Source organism: Alteromonas profundi (assembly GCF_010500865.1).
In the GTDB taxonomy this organism is placed as follows: domain Bacteria; phylum Pseudomonadota; class Gammaproteobacteria; order Enterobacterales; family Alteromonadaceae; genus Alteromonas; species Alteromonas profundi.
Genome location: NZ_JAAAWN010000005.1, coordinates 120,222 through 139,055, shown reverse-complemented (window position 1 = coordinate 139,055; position 18,834 = coordinate 120,222). Strand labels below are relative to the sequence as shown.

8 protein-coding genes are annotated in these 18,834 nt (G+C 45.6%); 2 read left to right on the top strand and 6 right to left on the bottom strand.

From position 1 onward, the window contains the following. Positions 1 to 39: 39 nt before the first annotated feature. On the top strand, positions 40 to 444 hold the full coding sequence (locus tag GTH32_RS05510) for a hypothetical protein (RefSeq protein WP_163084239.1): 405 nt from the start codon (positions 40 to 42) through the stop codon (positions 442 to 444). Here GTH32_RS05510 and recD read toward each other — a convergent pair. The 3 genes from recD to recC are packed head-to-tail and all read right to left on the bottom strand — an operon-like array spanning position 441 to position 9,738. Then, entirely contained in the window at positions 441 to 2,477 is a 2,037-nt protein-coding gene (recD, locus tag GTH32_RS05505) for an exodeoxyribonuclease V subunit alpha (RefSeq protein ID WP_163084238.1), read from the bottom strand. The two genes, GTH32_RS05510 and recD, sit on opposite strands and share 4 nt — an antisense overlap. Further along, the gene (gene recB / locus GTH32_RS05500) at positions 2,474 to 6,169 is read right to left on the bottom strand and encodes an exodeoxyribonuclease V subunit beta (protein ID WP_163084237.1); all 3,696 of its coding nucleotides are present in this window, start codon (positions 6,167 to 6,169) and stop codon (positions 2,474 to 2,476) included. The genes recD and recB overlap by 4 nt, the downstream gene beginning before the upstream one ends. After that, a complete protein-coding gene (gene recC / locus GTH32_RS05495; protein ID WP_163084236.1) occupies positions 6,166 to 9,738 on the bottom strand; it encodes an exodeoxyribonuclease V subunit gamma in 3,573 nt (1,190 codons plus the stop codon). The genes recB and recC overlap by 4 nt, the downstream gene beginning before the upstream one ends. A gap of 628 nt (positions 9,739 to 10,366) precedes the next feature. Here recC and GTH32_RS05490 point away from each other — a divergent pair. Continuing rightward, a complete protein-coding gene (locus GTH32_RS05490) occupies positions 10,367 to 11,023 on the top strand; it encodes a dUTP diphosphatase (RefSeq protein ID WP_163084235.1) in 657 nt (218 codons plus the stop codon). 131 nt (positions 11,024 to 11,154) lie between these two features. On the opposite strand, the gene GTH32_RS05485 is transcribed toward GTH32_RS05490, so the two are convergent. The 3 genes from GTH32_RS05485 to GTH32_RS05475 all read right to left on the bottom strand — a co-directional run bounded on the left by GTH32_RS05485 (position 11,155) and on the right by GTH32_RS05475 (position 18,747). Continuing rightward, positions 11,155 to 12,834, bottom strand: coding sequence for an AMP-binding protein (locus tag GTH32_RS05485; protein WP_163084234.1), 1,680 nt, complete (start codon positions 12,832 to 12,834; stop codon positions 11,155 to 11,157). 249 nt (positions 12,835 to 13,083) lie between these two features. Continuing rightward, on the bottom strand, positions 13,084 to 17,262 hold the full coding sequence (locus GTH32_RS05480) for an EAL domain-containing protein (protein WP_163084233.1): 4,179 nt from the start codon (positions 17,260 to 17,262) through the stop codon (positions 13,084 to 13,086). A gap of 111 nt (positions 17,263 to 17,373) precedes the next feature. Beyond that, a complete protein-coding gene (locus tag GTH32_RS05475) occupies positions 17,374 to 18,747 on the bottom strand; it encodes a ribonuclease J (protein WP_163084232.1) in 1,374 nt (457 codons plus the stop codon). Positions 18,748 to 18,834: the final 87 nt, after the last annotated feature.

The window sequence follows — 18,834 nt, the reverse complement described above, 5'->3', positions numbered from 1 at the left end:
TCACAATACAAACATCTAAGATCATTGGCGAATATTAGTATGCTTACCTTAGTAGATTCAACCAACTCAAACGATTCTATTACCCCCGAAGCGCATGGTTTATACAAGCTATCCTTACACGCTGACAGGCAATTGGTAATAGAAACCAAACCTGTGTTTGGGGCTAATATTACTTTGCACCAAGACATTTTGAAACACGCGAACTTTGTTGCGCAGCCTAACAATATTATCGGGTGGCTAGACCACGCCGGGCTAGGTCATTTTACAATTAGTCAAGGCCCAACCCTGTCTGAACAAAACAACGCCCCCTTCATTTCACCATCGCAATTTTTCAGCGCTGATGGAGGAATATTGCGGGTCATTTCGTCCACGCGCATTTACCTCATTGCTACCGAGGTAGACGACATACTCAGTAAAGGCTTTTGCTTTTTTACACCTGTTTAAACGTTCTGATCGTTTGTCCGCTCACGCACGGCTTCTTCAATAGCATGAGACAGCCCAGAGAAACGCTTATCCACCCTTTGCACCATAGTGCGAAGCGTTTGTTCGTTGGCCACCAACAAGCAGCCAGTTTTAGCGCGGGTTAACCCCGTATACACCAAACCGCGATGAAATAACCCTGCTGCTTTTTCACTTTCTGGCTTAGGCAGTAATAGCACCACAAAGGTAAATTCTGAGCCTTGGGACTTATGGATAGTCATGGCATAAACCGTTTCAAATTGCGGTACTCTGGAAAGCGAAATATGCCGTAAACCACCCTCCTGGGCCTCAAACCACGCGAAAAGCTTACCCGTTTCGTCAGGCCATATTACGCCCACTTCACCATTGGATAATCGCTGAGGATGATTGTTCTTAATAATCATAATGGGTTGGCCTTGATAAAAGCTGCCCTCTCGACGTTTAATTTTGTGCTTAATACTGTCAAACACCAACTTATTGAGCTCTTCAACGCCCATGGGGCCTTTCCTAACCGGCGTTAGCCATCGTACTTTATTAAGTAACGCTAACGCCTGTTGCGGTTCAGTGGCTTCAAAAATTGGCAAAAAGCATTCTTTTGCCATACGCTGTAGGGTTGACGCACCCACGTGTTTAGCGGGCCACAAGTTTACGCCTTCTTGTAATGCGTAAGGGGTTTTATTTACGCTACTAGGTGCTTCTGCCTGCACAGTTACAGCACGCATTGTCCCCTCAGCGTCCCCTCGCTGAATGGCGCTAGCCACTTCAGCCACTTGTCCTTTAAAGCGTTGCGGCGCCTGTAATGTATGTACCCACGTCCTTGCTTCTTCGTTTACCGGCAGTAGTGGCAGATGCGGACAAAGAGTAGCAATATGCTGGCGTAAATAGGTGGGCACAGCCCCAAGCTGTACTTCCTGGGAACTTGCTTTTGTGTGGTTGGTGCTGTCTATCGGCTTGTCATTAGCCACTAATTGCTCTAAAACGTTGCCAAGTTCCACTGCGGGAAGTTGATCTGCATCGCCAATAAAGTAAAGCCGTGCGTGCGCGGGTAACGCTCTCATTATCCGCGCCATAAGTGCCAAATCTACCATACTGGCTTCATCCACGATAAGCACATCCAAATTCAATGTATTATACTGGTTGTATTTAGTGGAAATTGTATGCTCACGTAAGCCTAACAAGCGATGAATGGTTACCGCATGGGTGGGAATGCGATTTAATACGCTATCATCAACGTTGCCCCGCAGCCCTTCCACACTGTTAAGTATAGACTCAGTCATCCGCTGCTGCGCTTTACCTGTAGGCGCGGCCAGTACAATATGAATATTTTCGTCTAACGCTTGTAGCGCCAATAGCAAGCGTAATACTGTGTAAGTTTTGCCCGTTCCCGGGCCGCCGTTAATCACACTAAAGCCTTGGAGTAGGCTTTTCGCCACGGCAACCTGCTGCCAGTCTTGTTGTTGAGGTGTTTGTGTGGGAAACATCGCTGGCCACAATGCTCTTATATTGTCGCTCGCAGCTTCACTCAATGGTGTTATATGCGTACGAGACACAAGGCTTTGCGCTATTTCCTGTTCAAATTCAAAGTAGCGACGGCTATAAAGCATTCCGTTTTGGTAAATAAAAAGCCCTTCTACCCTTTCATTTTGTAGCGCTTTTTTTACAGTACCTATAAGTAAAGTAAGGCTCCCAAAGGTGAAGCCAGGTTTTGATACTAACGCTGCCTCGGTAGCGTTCGCCTCTGCGTGGGTACCAGGGTTTATTATACCAGTGCCAGTGTTATCATCGTCAACTCGTTCTAGCCGAAAAAACGTGTTATCAGCTATTTCTTGTAAGCTTAGGCAGCTATGTCCGCTACGCTGCATAAACGATAGGGTTACTAATAGATGTAGCCAAAGCGTATTGTCATCATCACTAAGCGTTTCAATAGGTGCAAATTCGCTGGCAATAAACTTATCAATAGCTTCAATGCCGGCCAGCTTATCCAAACATTCACTGACTTTCATTTTACCCTTACTCATTGCACACCGCCTTCGTGCTTATCATCAAATACCCCATCAAGCGCAGCTAATAAGGCGCTCGGCACAGGGGTATAAAACACCCCTTCTCCTTGCTGATTTTCTGGATGCATGCCGCGCAAATAAAGATAGTAAACGCCCCCCAAATGGGTTTCTGCTTCATAACCCGGCAAGCTCCTTTTTAAATACCTATGTAGTGCAAGGCAGTAAATTAAATACTGTAGGTCGTATAGGTGATGCTGGTTATTGTCAAATAGCGCCGCAGGGGAATAGCTTGCTATCTCATTCCCTAGCCATGTAGATTTGTAGTCGGCCACATAGTATTTACCCTCATATTCAAATAACAAGTCGATAAACCCGTGCATCATTCCTGCTAAGTTCGCCGTCATGAGGTTAGGAACGGATTGCGCCACAACGCCTAATTGAGCGGCAACATCAACCCGGTGCTTGCCTAAAATAGTGCGCAGCTCAGCCCACTTGCTATTTTGCATTGGAAAGTAAAACTCGGCCTCTCTGAGCGTGTGCTCTATTTTTAAATCGCTTAACGCAAGCCCCATGTGTGGAGATAATGGCGTGTGTAAAACTTCCTCAAGCCAGTCGTACAATAGCGGTGCCTTTTCATTTTCTAGGCCAAACCGCTTTATTAACTCTGGGCCGCTCTCGTCCCAGTTTGGCGCGCTAAAATCGTTTATCTCTAATATATCGTGCAGTAAATTACCCGCCGCTGCGCCTTTGGCCAAGGTAAAACGAAGTTGGTCAACGGCTTCCACATGGGTGGTTATTTCCTCAGGCGTAAACATTTCTTCATCACGCATAGTCTGTATAACGGGTATTGATTGTACGTCTTGCTGTACTATTGCAGCCTTACCCTGCACGGCCATACGGCTGATAGCGGAGAACGAGTATAGCCGCCAATTTTCGTGATCAGTGCCAGTGAAAGTTTGAACCTGAAGTTCAGGGAGTTGGTCGTCGTAGCTAAATGCATTGTAATCGACGCTAAAGCCATCAGCGCTTATATGCGCCGCACAAGCTTCATCTTCATGGGCCACCTGCGTTAATACGGTCTGCCAATCTCGGCTTTCGTCTTCCCCTTGCTGCACACTTAACGCCCGTGCCAGCGCGCTTTTTTCATTCCCCTCAAGCGGAATGACGCCCATGTAACAACGGTGGGCGGCCCGTGTAACGGCAACATAGGCTAAGCGCATATCTTCCGCCTCTCCTTCGGCACGAACCCGGGCAATTGCTTTTTTTGTTTGGCCTAATTGCAACTGTAAATCTTGTTTTTCTTCATCGTAATAGGTGAAGATTTGCGCCATTGATTTGCCGTTTTTCGCTGGGTCTTTATACCCAGTGGCATAAGGCACAAATACTATAGGATACTCCAACCCTTTTGAGCCATGTTGCGTAATAAGGCGAATAAGCTGGCTGTCGCTCTCTAGCCGAAGGGTCATTTCTTCATCTGATCCGCCTTGGTATATCTGCTTATGCAACCAATCTAATAATTGCTCTGGGCGCGGGTGAGTGGTACTGGCCTTTTCTAACACTTCAGCTAAATGTTGATAGTTCGTCAATGCGCGTTCCACATCATTACCAAGGGGTTGATAATGCGTTTGCATTAAGTAGAGCAACACGCTCATGCAACCTTTTTGCAACCACATATCACGTAAACTTAATACCCGTTCGTATGCGTCATCCCATAAAGCATCGTCTTGATGGTAAAGTAGTTCCACTAACGCCCTAGGGCTATATCCCCACAATGGCGATGCAAGACTAGAAGCTACTTTACTGGTATCGCTAGCATGCCAAATACCATTTAATAGCCGTAATACATCTTTAGCTTGTGCAGTGGCAAACAAATTGCTCCTATCGCTTAAATATACGCACGCTAAGCCATTTTGCTGTAGCACCTGTTTAATCACGCTCGCTTCGGTGCGATCTTTGACCAAAATAGCAATATCGGCAGGTCTAACAGGGGTAGTCGCGTTTGACCCTTGCTCCGCTTTGGCAAAACTCGCCTCGTTCAGTAAACGGTAAATTTCCTGCGCTATCCACCCTGCCATATTTCGTCGCATGGTTGCAGCGTCTTGCTTATCATCTAAATGCATACTTACGTAGTTCATTGCGCTACGCGAGGGATGCGGATCGATAAGCGGGTGCTTTGCCGCAGCCGCTTTTAACGTATATTCAACTGGATTGTAGTGAATGTTGAAACCAAACACTTCATTAGGTTGGCCCGCTGCCACTGGCGCGCCGTAAAAAAGACGGTTGTACGCCTTTATCATTTCCGCTACCGACCGCCAATTGGTGTTCATCACCCAGCGGTAATCCGCTTGCTCACCCGCTTTTAAATAGGTGAAAATATCTCCGCCCCGAAAACGATAAATGGCTTGCTTAGGGTCGCCAATCATCATCAATGCGTTATCGCCTTCAGCATCGTTAGCATTGGCATATACTGCATCTAAGATGGCATATTGTTTAGCATCTGTATCCTGAAATTCATCAATCAACGCCACGGGAAATTTCTTACGCAATTCTGCCGCAAGCGTATTGTCGGGTTTCACCACTTCATTGGCCAGCATGGTGATAAGATCATCAAAATCGATAACCCCCAACTGCTTTTTATGCTTGGACACGCACTGCTTTATAAAAGTAATCCCCTCATTAACAAGCGTAAATACCGGTACTTGGGCTAACCCGTTGTCTCTTTCTTCAATGGCCGTTTCTATCGCTTTTGCAAACGCTTTTATTGGCGCAAGTATTTCCTTTACCCCAGATTTATTGCGGGCATAGCGTCGCCCGTCTAAAAACTTATTTGCAAGGGGGGGCGCGGCTTCGTATTTCCCATGTTCACTGCATTGACGCAACCAGCTTTTCAGAGCAGCTAGCTCATCAGGGCGCTCTTTTTTATGTGCTGGTGTCTTGATCAGTTGTTCCCAGAACAGGCTCTCGTTTTCTTCAATACAGTGAAGAAAGGCCTGATACTGACTATGCTTGGTGTCTGGGTTGGCCTCCAAGTCGGCGATAAAGGCGCGCTCAATATCCTCTTCACTTAACAACATTGGCGTTAATGCACTACGAATACTGCTATTAAAGTCGGCCAACAGGCGTTCTGGCACATGCCAATTAGCGGCGGCGAGTAATAAGAAGTCTTCCTCCCTATAACCGTCGGTTTTGCTGGTAACTTTACGTATCCAGTCTTCGGCCGCCTGTAAGTATAACTCGCTGGTGTCTTTACTTAAATTAAGCGACATTGCAAAACCGCTGCTAAAAGCCAGCTGCCCAATAACGTGCTGACAAAATCCGTGTATAGTAAATACCGAGGCCTCGTCGAGCTCTAATTGCGCTGCTTTAAGCCGAGCTAAAGCGTCATCGAGATCGCAGGTATTAAACAAGTGAGCATAAACCGGGTCGACGCCCTCAAGCATAGCCTCGCCTTTATCTTTCACCTGTTGCCACAGTGTACATGCCTCGCGCAATGTGGTTGCAATTCTGCCCTTAATTTCTTCTGTAGCAGCCTTGGTAAAGGTCATAACCAGAATTTGCGTCACCGACAGCTGTTTTTCTAATAGTAGCCGCAAATACAAACGGGTAATGTTGAAAGTCTTCCCGGTTCCAGCACTGGCCTCTATTAGATGCCTACCAGATAACGGCATTTCTGGTACATTAAGTAGCTGTGAATGAGCTGCACCCGTCATAGTTTTTCCTCCACACCAGCGTTTGCCACCATCGCAAACAACAAAAAGCCCTCAATATGGGGCAGTACTTGCCATTCAATACCTTGGGGAAATAACCATTTAACGTAAGGGTTATTGGCAATATCAGCACTAAAGCGACCAGATGACTGTAGCCAATTACTGAGGGCACGCTGGGCATCGAAGCTGTTGAATAAAGCCGCCACATTGTCAATTACCGAGATAACCTCTTGCGTGTGTTCATACGTGTCTGTAGCACCTTGGCTCTCACCATTCCCAATGAGCGAATTGTGCATTTCACACGCGGTGATTAAGTCAGCGAACATTGCGGGTTTAATGCTGGCCACTATAGCCGCACTGTCTGATTTACGCTTGCCAGGAACCAAATCACTGAACAAGCTACGGTATAGAGGTGTGGGGGTGGTATATAGGGTAATATATAGCTGTTCAATAAATAACAGAATATGCTGCGCGGTATGACTGTCCATCCATGCAAAGCGTCGCTTAATCAATAGGGTCTCCCCTTTATCCCAATCACAATAATAAATATCTAAGGGGTAGCCGGCGATACTGCTGGCCTCATCACTACTACAAAATACCAATTGGGTTATAAAGTAGCCTAGCGCACGTATATCGTTAATCTTTCCGGCACAAAGCGCAGCCAAACTTTCAGAACATTCAAATGCGCTGGCGGTAAAGGTAATGTATTTTCCTGTAAAGCTTGCCGTTTTCGGTGTCGCATCATAAGGCCCCATGGCTTGCGTCAATGCTAACGCCCCCTCTTTCCACATTTCCAGCTCTTCTTTTGCTACTGGGTTGTTAGGAATATCACCGCGCATAGCCGCAAATTCAATCACTTGTTCGCCGAAGCTGGATGAAGTAGTAGCACTGGCACGTGTATTAGGGGCAGCAAAGAGTGCATCAAGTACCTGATAACGCACCAACGCGTTGGTTTCAAACGGCTCACTATTTTCCAACAGGGTAAAAGATTGTGACAAGTTCACACCTAGGCGCTGAATAGAAAAGTATTCTAAGGGGTCACTAAAAGCCCTTGCCACCTGCATGGCCGATAAGCGTGTATCCTTGGCATTGTGTGCGTCATTCAGCTCCACTGAAGTACCAAGTATCTCAGCGCCGTCAGAAATATTGTGGTGCGTTGGCGCATGCGATGCTGCTTGTTTATCGTTACTTTCTGCGTTGCTACTTTGCTTGGCCTCTCTTAGCACCTGTGCGAGCCTCAGCCAACCGTTTTCATAGCTAGGTAGTGCGCCAGAGAACGCATTTTCACTGAACGGATGCAAAGGGGCATGGGTTAAATAACGCTGTATATCCACCTGATAGCCGGTGCTTAGCATATCTAGAAATTCAGCCAATACTAAGGAGGGCTGTCGCTCGCTGTTATTTTTTACATCGTTACCTTGATAACTTAGGTATAGGCTCTCTCGGGTAGAAATAATGGCTTCTAAAAACAGATACCTGTCTTCTAAGCGACGGGACCGATCACCTACCCGTCGCGCCGGACCAGCCATGAGGTCGAGGCCCAAAGGGGTAGATTTGCGAGGAAACTCACTATCATTTAAACCTAGTATGCATACCTTTTTAAACGGAATACTACGCATGGGAAGCATTGAGCATACCGTGACCTGCCCTGTCATAAAGTGGTTCCCCGCGTCCGGCGATGAAAAACGGTTAAGCAATAACTCTCTTACCTGGCGAAGGCTAAGCTCGTTCTCATACCCAGCTTCATGACAGCGAGCGGCTAAATCTGCGGCTACCTTAGCGATGAGCTCCCAGCTTCGTTCCTGTTCCTGGGTTGGCATAAAGCAGGCGTCTCGTAATTCCAGTAAATCGTCTGCCCACTTAGCAGGGGTGCGAGGGGTGGTTAACCCATGCGCAAACTGTCCTAAGAGATCAATAACCTCTACCATTTTTCCAAGGGTGAGCGTGCTTTGCCCTTCCACATCCGGGATAGTAAGCAGGTCGTTAACAATCATTTCACTATCAGGCGCTAGCATACCGGTTAGTAAACGCCGAATGCCCCACCACCAACTGTAAGTATCATCTGCCGTAACCCCTTCGGAAATCGCCGCTTTGTGCTGGCTATTAAGCCCCCAGTGAATATGGGCTTGTTTTAGCCATACTATCATTTGGTCAATATCGTCTTGGGAGACCTTAAACCGTTTTTGCACCGCATCTAGCTGCAAATAATCCATAATATCCGACACCCCGAAGCGGCTATCGGGTAGTTGCAGTAACGCCATATAGGCGGCAATCAAAGGCTCCGCGTCCATGGGGCTTCTGTCGGCTATAGAACACGGTAATCGGGTTGTGCCCGCGTTATGAAGGGCTTTGGTGCCTACGCGGTGAAACACAGCATCAACAAATGGCGCGTAGTTTTCTATAGCGGGGCACATAACCAAAATATCTGAAGGTGTACGGCTACTGTCTTGTGACAGCCAGTGCAATAAGTGATCATGCAGCACCTGCACCTCGCGTAATGCCGAGTGTGTGCACATCACAGCGATGCTGTCATCCTCTTGTACTATTTGATGGGGTAAAAGCGCCTGCGCCGGCTCAGCGTGTAAAATATCGCGATGAATATAGCTAAGTAACGAGCGTGTATGCGGCCCATCCCTATCCTCGCTCTCATGCTCTGGGGCGTCAAATGCGCTTACTTCAAAGCTCTCTAATTCAGTGAGAAGATTAAATAACTCTCGCCCCTGTTTTCCTAGGTTACCTAATAAGGGGTTACTTTGTTCCTGCGCCATCCACTTTTCGATGCCTTCCAAACGTAGTTGTTTGGCTAACTCACTGTCACTTTTTGCATCTCCCCAGTAATTTACACTGGGGTTTAAGTGGAATATATGGATGTCTATATGTTGGGCAAGCGCATCAAAAAATGCAATTAACTGCGGTGCCATAGTATTGATAGCAAACACCACTACTCTGGACGGCAAGTTGTTAGGAATGTGCCCCGCCTCAAGTGCCTCTAAGGTCAATTGATGAAGACGAGCGGGATGTAACGGCTGCTCTTTTACCAGTAGCCGCCAAATTTCACTTTGCCAAACTTCCATGGCATCACCCACGACGTGAGCATTGTTTTCCCAGGCGAATAGCCAGTCTGGTCGATACAGTAGATATTGTTCATACACGTCGGCTAAGGCCGTTGCCAACTGTAGACGTTGTACGCCTTGCTCTTGCTCACTCCCTGCCCCTACCCAGTAACGATTAACCTGTTCAAAGGTCGGTGCAGACATCACAGATTCATCTTGTAAAATAGCATCGATACGCCACATTAGTACTTCGCGTCGATAGGGTGATTGTCTAGGAACACTGTCACTTCCTAATACGGTTCGAGCGGTATTCCACATAAAACGAACTGGCAGCGGAAAATCGATGTTCATTGCTACCCCTTGCTCGTGGGCAAGTTGCATACTTACCCAATGCTGCATACCTGGGCTTTCTACCAGTATGGTTTCTGGTGTAAATACGGCTGTGGGCTGTTGTGTTAACAGTGTGGTAAGTAGGAAGCTTAGATGTTCTAATTTATTAGATGGGTATAGCGCTAGCAATCGAGAAATCCTTTATGTGGCGAGCGTTTAGCAGTTGAGTGGAATACAGACAACCGCCGCTAAATTCACTTAATTTAGTGTATCTTAATCAGCCGTGGTGTTAAGTATTTTATTTGCTATATGAACATATTGCACAAACGATAAGCGACGCAACTAAGCTGTTTAAAGTGACAGAAGCTAAGGAAAATAAAACGAGAAACAGGATAGAAATGTGAAGGGACGAGAAAAATTCAAAAAAAACCCATACAGACCTCAGGACACGAAAAATCTGTACGGGTAAGGTTTACGGGCCCCGCAGTAACAACATGAATCGACGTTGCCTGGCGCCGCTCCATGTTAACGCTACTACCTAGCACAGTTAACACAAGCTATTTTGCAGATAGAATGCCAAAACTTATTTTCAATAATTTCAATAGGTTAACTATTAAGGGAAAACGTATAATCCGGCTTTTCGTATTAGTGTGGTGCAAGTGCACCATCACTAAGCGCTTTGTAAAGACGGCTATAGGGGTTGAGTAATACCTAGTACGCGCACGCCAATTTGCATAAATAACAGTTTTCGTTGCCCTGTCATTCCAGTACAATTTCGGGCTAAATTTTCTCTTTGCCCCCGCAGTCAGGAGCGCCAATGTTAACGCAACAACAGCTAGCAACTATGCTATCTCTTCAAGATAAAATGAACACCAAAGTGAACCCAGATTGGTTGAACGCGGGCTATGGCTATTTGCGCGCAGCCATGGTGGAATCTGTTGAAGCTATTGAACATCACGGTTGGAAATGGTGGAAAGCCCAGCACAAAGACTTACCGCAATTGCAAATGGAGTTAGTGGATATTTGGCATTTTGCGCTGAGTGCCTGCATCATTGACTTTAAAGGTGATGTCTCAGCCTCTGCCCAAAGTATTGCTGCACAATTAGCCAGCGGTATCACCCAGGTTTCCTTCGATGGTAAAGACTATGATGCAGAGCAACAGTCACTTTTAGACAATTTAGAATTAATGACAGGCTTATGTGCCGCAAAACGCTTTAGCGTACCTTTGTTTATGACTATTGTTCGTCAATGTGAAATGTCTGCCGATGAGCTATACCGTCAATATGTGGGCAAAAATGTGCTTAATTTTTTCCGTCAAGACAACGGCTATAAAGAAGGCAGTTATGTCAAAGTTTGGCAAGGTCGTGAAGATAATGAACATCTTGTGGAAGTAATGGACGCACTAGATTTAACCAAACCTGAGTTTAGCGACCTTGTATACCAAGGCCTAGCGAAGCGCTACCCTACCCTATAGCATGCGCTGATAACACGCTTCCCACGTTTATTGGCAAGACGCGGGTTTAACGAAAGAGTTATTGAATAAAAAAACGGCGTTGTTAAACAACGCCGTTTTTTTAAGTATTTAACGTAACGTATTGCGCGTAGCTAGGCATCTACCCATACAAGCTTTTCGCTATAATCGCCTTGGATAACATCGTCAAAACGAGACTCAAGAATATGACGTTTAACTTTTAGCGTTGGGGTCAGTAAGTCGTTTTCAATGCTCCATTCGTTTTTCATGATGACTACTCTGTCCATAACTTGGTGACTTTCAAGCTTCGCATTTATAGCTTCAAAGGTTTTCTTCAAACTTGCTTCTATGGCTGCTTTGTCTTTTTTCTGCGCTTCTTCACTGAGAACAAGCAACGCTACCGGTTGAGGCAAATTATTTCCTGTTACACACACCTGTTCTACAATAGGGTTTTCCATGAACTTGCCTTCGATGGGCGCAGGCGCTACGTATTTACCTTTTGCAGTTTTAAAAATATCCTTCAAACGACCGGTAATTTTAACGTAACCATCATTATCAATAACGCCTTTATCGCCGGTACGTAAATACCCATCTTCGGTAAATACCTCTTTGGTCTTCTCTGGCTCAAGGTAATATTCATGCATATTACACGGGGCTTTAACCTGTATTTCGCCTTCCTCTGAGATACGGATATCAACCCCCTCGTAGGGCTTACCTATACACCCTATTTTGTCGTGTCTAAAAGGTACACTACTGGTACCGTAAGCACTATTTTCGGTCATTCCCCAACCTTCAGAAATGTTCACGCCTATTTTCGCGAACCATTCTATTACCGCCGGCGCAAGAGGCGCGGAACCGCTGGCCCAAAGTCGAGCTTCATCGATACCCAACCCTTTGCGAATCTTTTTCGCAACAAGGCTGTTAACGATAGGAATTTTGAGCAGAAGATCGAGTTTATTCTGCGGCATCTTGGCGAGTACACCCATTTGGAACTTCGTCCAAAGGCGGGGGACAGAAAGGAATAATGTGGGCTGACAATGCACCACATCGCGCTGAAAAGTATTAAGTGACTCTACAAAGTAAATTTTTCCACCGCTGTAGTAACTGGCTAATTCAACTAGCACGCGCTCCGTTATATGCGCTAAAGGCAAATAGCTAAGCAAACGATCATTTTCGTCTACTTTAAGTTGATCTAACGATTTTTGTGCCGCCCAGCAAATAGAATAGTAGCTGTGTACTACACCTTTTGGCTGCCCTGTACTGCCCGAGGTATAGATAATCGTCATGGTACTATTCATGTCTTGCACAGGAGATGCGTCGATAGGGTCGCAGGCTACAAACCCGTCCCACTGCTGCGTGGTTTTTATCCCTGGGTAAGGGAAAGCAACAGTGTGGTACTGCGAAGGAATTGAAGCCACTTGCTCCGCTGTGTTATCTAACTTGCCTACAAATAATAGCTTCACATCGGCATGCTTTAGTACATACTCAATTGTGTCAGGCCCCGCGGTAGAGAAAATAGGCACTGAAATATGACCCGCCATCATAATGGCCAAGTCGGTAATAAACCATTCCGCACAGTTTTTTGAAAATATACCAATGCGACTGCCCTCAGGCAGCGCCATTTCTTCCAATCGTCGCGCTACGCGACGTGCAAGGTTCGCCACTTGCTTCCACGTATAGTCGTGGTACACCCCATCTACAGGTTGAGAGAGAAAAATCTCATCCCCGCGGGTTTGCTCCCACTGGTAAAGCATACTCAATGGTGATTTTATCACTTCCGTCGTGTTTGCGTTTGCTGTCATATCTAGCGGCATAATTCACTCATATGTTGTTATAATGTAGCTTATATTTACAATCATTTCACAGAACTATAATAAGCCTTATTTTTAATTGAATGACAAGCTTTTTAAACGTACGTTTACATTCAATGCGATGAATGGCGGGGTTTAGCGGCCAGAATTTAATTTTGTTATAGATGAAGCTTTCAAATGTTGATGATCAAGCCCATCACTCAAAGGGCTTGATCTATAGCAGAAAAAGGCAAGTTGTAGGTTAACTTAATACTACTTCCAGCGTTTAAACAGTAGGGGGGTAACCGCGTCTTTTGACATGGCTTTTGCGTACAGATAACCCTGGTGATAGCGGCAACCTTTGGCTAATAAATAGTCGGCCTGAGCTTGGGTTTCTACTCCCTCTGCTACACTATGCATATGCAAACTACTCGCCAATGTAATAGTGGTGCTTACGAGGGCATCATTAGCATTACCTGGGGCCACTTCGTTCACAAAACTCTTATCTATTTTAAGCACTGACAATGGGTATCGTTTAAGGTAACTTAACGAAGAATACCCCGTTCCGAAATCGTCCAATGCTAGAATAAAGCCATTGTCGACCAAGCGTTTAATTTGGCGATAAGCTATATCACTATCATCCATCAATACGCCTTCGGTAATTTCAAAGCGAAGGGCCTTTTTAGGCAAGTTATATTCGTTTAACAACTTTATTACACTGTCAATATCAAGCTCAGTTTTAAAGTGCAGCGCTGATAGATTCACCGATATAAAGCCATCAAAGCCTTGTTCATACCACTGAGCCAAGTCACTGGTGGCGCGGCGTAAGGCCTGGCGGGTAACATCAATAATATACCTAAGCTGCTCTAATATGGGAATAAATACGTCTGGATACAAAGGTGCATCATCAAGGGTACCTCTAAGCAACAACTCTACCCCTACCGTCCGCTTATTTTCTGCATCAACAATGGGTTGATAGGCATTGTAAAAACACGCTTCTGAGTATGCCCGTTTCACGAGGTTCTCGGTATTAAGCCGTTGTTTTGCTTTCTCGTTCATATCTTTCGTGAAATAGGCGAACCCATTTAATGTATCTTTTTTAGCAATATACATTGCTACATCGGCTTGTTTAATAAGCTCGGCGGCCTCGCTCGCATCATCTGGATAGAAAGCCACGCCTAAACTGCACGAAATGCGTAACATTTCATTGGCCAACGATATTGGGGTTTCAACCGACTCAATTAGCTGCCCCACGAAAGAAATCAAATCATCTGTTTCGTCCACTTCTTCAATAACAATCACAAACTCATCGCCACCAAGCCGTGCCACTGTACCGCTGTCAGAAACCAAATTCCTCATTCTATTGGCGACAACACGGAGTAATTTATCGCCGTAGTCGTGGCCAAGCGAATCATTAATTCCTTTAAATCTGTCTAGGTCAACAAACATAACCGCGACGCGATGGTGGTGCTGACGGGCATGACCTAAGGCATGTTCTAACCTATCAAGGAGAAGGCTGCGGTTTACCAAGCCCGTTAAGCTATCGTAGTTAGCAATTTTAAGTAGCTTACGTTCTGCGTTTTTCTGCTCTGTAATGTCAGAAAGAATAAGCAAAAAATGATCGAGTTCTTGGTTATCATCGCTGATTGCCGTAATTTCAATTAGCACATCGTATTGCTTACCATCCGCGCCTTCTACAGAGCCTTCACCTTTCCAGAACTCGCCCCCCTTTAAATGGGTTAAGTTCCCCAATAAATGCTTATGAAGCATAGGATAGCGCGTGAATAAGCGGGATAACTGCTTAGGTAGTGGCTCACGTTCGTTAAAGCCAAACACTGTTTCAAATGCGGGGTTAGCTGCCACGGGGACTTTATTTTTATCTAAGATAATCACCCAGTCTCGGGTTTGACGAAACGCATCGCTAAACAGAATTACCTGCTTTTGCGCACTTTGCAGCCGGAACAATTGACGCTGTCTCGACAATAGATATCCCACCAACAAAAGTACGGCTATTACTATGTAAACAGTAAACGCCAAGGGGGATGATAAGGGAGCATAAGGCATAGATATAAATATTTCTGCCGGCAAAACGGTATATTCAAAGCTACCTGGGGTGGGACCTACGGTAAAACGATAATCGCCTGGTTCAAGGTTAGCTAACGCAACCTTGTTATCATCAGTTACCCCTTCGCTTACCACTTTATTGTCTTTCAATAGCTTATAGTGAAATTTAACGCCACCGGCCTGATTCATCGTCATTGCTGAGAAATAGACGGTTAGCCCATGGTCTTCATGGTCAAGCTCTATTCGTTGGCCGTTTAAGTTGGTTAACGGTAGTGATAACACGCGACTTTCTAATGCGAGTTCAGTGATGGCGGTTTGCCTTGAGAGTAACCCTAATTCGGTGCTTGCTCGGCTAATTTGCAAGGGAGAAAACACGACGACGCCAGATGTAGAACCATAAGCGAGACGGCCATCTCGCAACGTGAGCGCTGCGCCTTCGTTAAATTCCGACACTGAGAGTTCGCGACCATAAATAAAGTTATGAATTTGCGCGGTAGCGGGTGAATATTTGTGAATACCACTGTGCGAACTAAACCACAATGCACCTTCTGCATCCTTTTGAAGCCCGTAAACTATATCAGACATCAGCAAATTCGTTTGATTGAGTTCGTAAAGTGGCTCAAATGTATTTGCATCAATGCCATACAAACCATAGCCGCTAAACCCTAACCAAAGTACGTTATTATCATCAATCGCCCACGAAGATACTGAACGGCCTATGGAGCGCTGTTTTTCGCTAAATCTAAAGACCAGTTCGTGTTCAAATGTGTCCATATCTACCAGCCACACGCCCCCTTCCATAGCCACCAGCATACGATTATCGTGGTAAGCCGAACGACCTAAAAAGCCTACGAAGAAATGCACATCAAACACGTTTTTATCGAGCTCAATGGGCGTGATTTCATGGCGCTGTAGATGGTAGCGATAAAACCCATCACCGCTAACAAAATAAATAGCATTAGGGCCGGCCGACACTACACTGGGCAGCCATTCATTAAATAGCGTATTATCAAAAGGCGGCCTAACCGGCGGAAGCGTTACTGTACTGGTGTCGGGGTCAAATAACCGAATACCTTCATCGGTTTGAATAAACAACTGCCCCGTGGCCATAGGCACAATATGCTTTATCATCGACTCCCCAGCTATCACCTCGTCATCATCGGAAACCAAAAATTGCTGAGACTGCCTGGCAGAAAAATTATAATGGTTGAGCCCATTTTCTGTACCTATCCATAGGCTATTTTTGTCACGTTGGGCTAGGGCCCACACCGTATTGTCGCTTAGTACTTTTTCCGCGCTGTTATAGCGGCTCTGTATGGCGTAGATATCAATACTTTTAACGCCGAAATAAAGCGCACCAGCATACACTGAGCTTAACCACAAATTCCCCATATCATCCGCCGCAATACTGCGAATTTTTTTATCCGACAATTCGGTACGGCCATTATGGGGCTCCAAAATATGTTGGTTCTCCCACCCTTCTTCGGTTAACGCTAACTCGTAAAGCCCCTTATTGGTGCCTAGCCAAAAACGATCTTCACCTGCCGATTTCATCGTCCATATATTGCGCGCTTCCACTACCTGTAAAAAACTAACTAACGCGCCATGTTTTACAAAATTTATGAGTTCAGATTTAGTGGTGTGGAATAAACCTTTCACTGTACCCACCCAAAATCTGTCTTTTTCATCAAGCATTAACCATTTTGCATTCAGACTATCTTCATCACTTTTTTCAACATCAAGATAATCTATTGCAACCGCGCCACTATCAGGAGTAGAAAGGTCAATTCCTTCTATTCCATTGGTTGTCGCAACAACAAGAACCTCATCAATCACCATTGCGTAGCGGATAATTTGTTTTGCTTTGATTTTTTCATCTGAGAAGGCGTATAGCGTGGAGAATGTTTGCGTGCGGGTATCAAATTGCACTACCTCTTCTTGTAGCGCCATAACGAGCTTACTGTTGCCGTTCCATGTAAAGCTTTCGACATTTTGGATCCAATCAGGGATATTTCTATACGGTTTTTCTAACGCAGTAGTGATGGCTTGGGTGGCTAAATCGATGCGAAAAACGCCGGATGAATAGGTACTCACCCATAGTGCTTTATTTCCCTCTAATGCTATCTTATTCACGGTGGCGTTTAAGAGAATATCGTTAGGCCCCTTTATTTCAACACTTCTAACCCCATCCCATCGCACCAGCCCCCCGTCGGTAGCTATCCAAACAAACCCTTGTTTATCTACCACTATGTCGTTAACAACATCTTGAGGAAGGCCATTTTTTGTAGAGAGAGATTGAAACACCGGATTTAAGAGTCGGGGAGAGGACAACGAGGAAAAGCTCATTGTGAATAAAAGGAGAAAGAAAATTCCGCAATACCAGCGCATATTAATTCATTTTTTAAGCGTTATTATTATGCCCCAAGTGTATCAGAATGTTTCTATAAATAGCAGTCGCTAAAAACGATGCGCAAGCTTTCCCTCAACGGCGTGAATTAGTTACTCTTGCTGTAAAGGAATACGCCCCGTTTTTACAACTTGCCTACGTATACTCGCCTGCGGCGCCAACCGGTATAAGTCTCCATTTTCGCCTACATAGCACTTCTTAATGCCACATTCTCGAGCCAGTTCTGCGTGGGCATGCAAGTGCAGCGCCTCGCCATGAACAGGAATGGCTATTTGGGGCTTCACCCAATGATACATTAGTTTGAGCTCCTCTTGGCAAGGATGGCCACTGGCATGGATGGGCAATACGCTATCTTCGCTCAATACCGTTGTAATGCCGCGAGATTTTAAAGTTCGATTAATGCGCTCTACCGCCTCTTCATTGCCAGGGATAACAATGGAGGAGTAAACAACGGTATCGCCCTTATCCAACTGAAGCTGAGGGTGAACGTCGTTGGCCATACGGGCTAATGCGGTATTTTTTTCGCCCTGGCTTCCGGTTGCAACCGCAAGCACTTCGTTAGCAGGTAGGTAGCCTAGATGAAACGGATCGGCAAGGGGAAGATCGTCGGGCCAAATACCCTGATGACGGGCAATACTGTACATATTTAGTAGCGAACGCCCAAATAAAGCCATATACCGCCCGGTTTTTTTAGCAATCTTCGCTAAGGTAATTAGACGGGCTATATTGCTACCAAAACAGGTTACTACTACACGCCCCGATTGAGACCTTATCGTGCTAAGCAAGCCGTCATAGCAATTTCGCTCTGAAATAGAAAAGCCCGCTTTTACAGCATTGGTTGAATCGCCCACTAACGCCAAAATATTTTCGCTGCCTAGGCGTCGGTATAAGGCACTATCGAAGGGTGCGCCGGTAACAGGTTGCGCATCAATTTTCCAATCTGCGGTATGCAAAACACTTCCTACGTCGGTGCTAATTTTTAGTGCATAAGGCTCAGGCAATGAATGAGTTACAGCTAACCACTCAAGCGTGAAAGGGCCAAGTTGTTGGGTTGCGCCAGGCGATACTTCAACAATAGGAACTTTATGATCCAACTTGGTTTGTACAAGCTTACGACGGAGTACTTCGGCGGTAAAACTAGTGGTATATATCGGGCATTGAAACCGAGACCACAAATAGGGGATGGCGCCTACGTGATCCTCATGGGCATGGGTAATGACAATGCCGGCAAGTTGCTCTTTCTGGTTAGCAATAAAAGAAGGGTCAGGTGCCACTACACGGTGGGTTTGAGCTTCCGAAGAGTCGGCATGGTTACGATATGGAGGGTGAAGCGGCTCATCAAACGACACTCCACAATCTACCATTATCCACTTTCCATTATGGCCATACAGGTTTAGGTTCATCCCTATCTCTCCTGTACCCCCTAAAGGTAAAAACCAAAAATCGTCTTTTTTAGGTTCCAACAAACCTCACCTACTCCCTATATTTGCTAAAAATGCGGCGGACGCTACTTAAGCAATCAGTCGTCTCGCTATATTCACGAGCCTATAACC

Bases quoted from the DNA above. Each gene is read 5' to 3' on its own strand.
- GTH32_RS05510 (WP_163084239.1), top strand. From the start codon at position 40: ATGCTTACCTTAGTAGATTCAACCAACTCAAACGATTCTATTACCCCC.
- recD (WP_163084238.1), bottom strand. From the start codon at position 2,477: ATGAGTAAGGGTAAAATGAAAGTCAGTGAATGTTTGGATAAGCTGGCC.
- recB (WP_163084237.1), bottom strand. From the start codon at position 6,169: ATGACGGGTGCAGCTCATTCACAGCTACTTAATGTACCAGAAATGCCG.
- GTH32_RS05490 (WP_163084235.1), top strand. From the start codon at position 10,367: ATGTTAACGCAACAACAGCTAGCAACTATGCTATCTCTTCAAGATAAA.
- GTH32_RS05485 (WP_163084234.1), bottom strand. From the start codon at position 12,834: ATGCCGCTAGATATGACAGCAAACGCAAACACGACGGAAGTGATAAAA.
- GTH32_RS05480 (WP_163084233.1), bottom strand. From the start codon at position 17,262: ATGCGCTGGTATTGCGGAATTTTCTTTCTCCTTTTATTCACAATGAGC.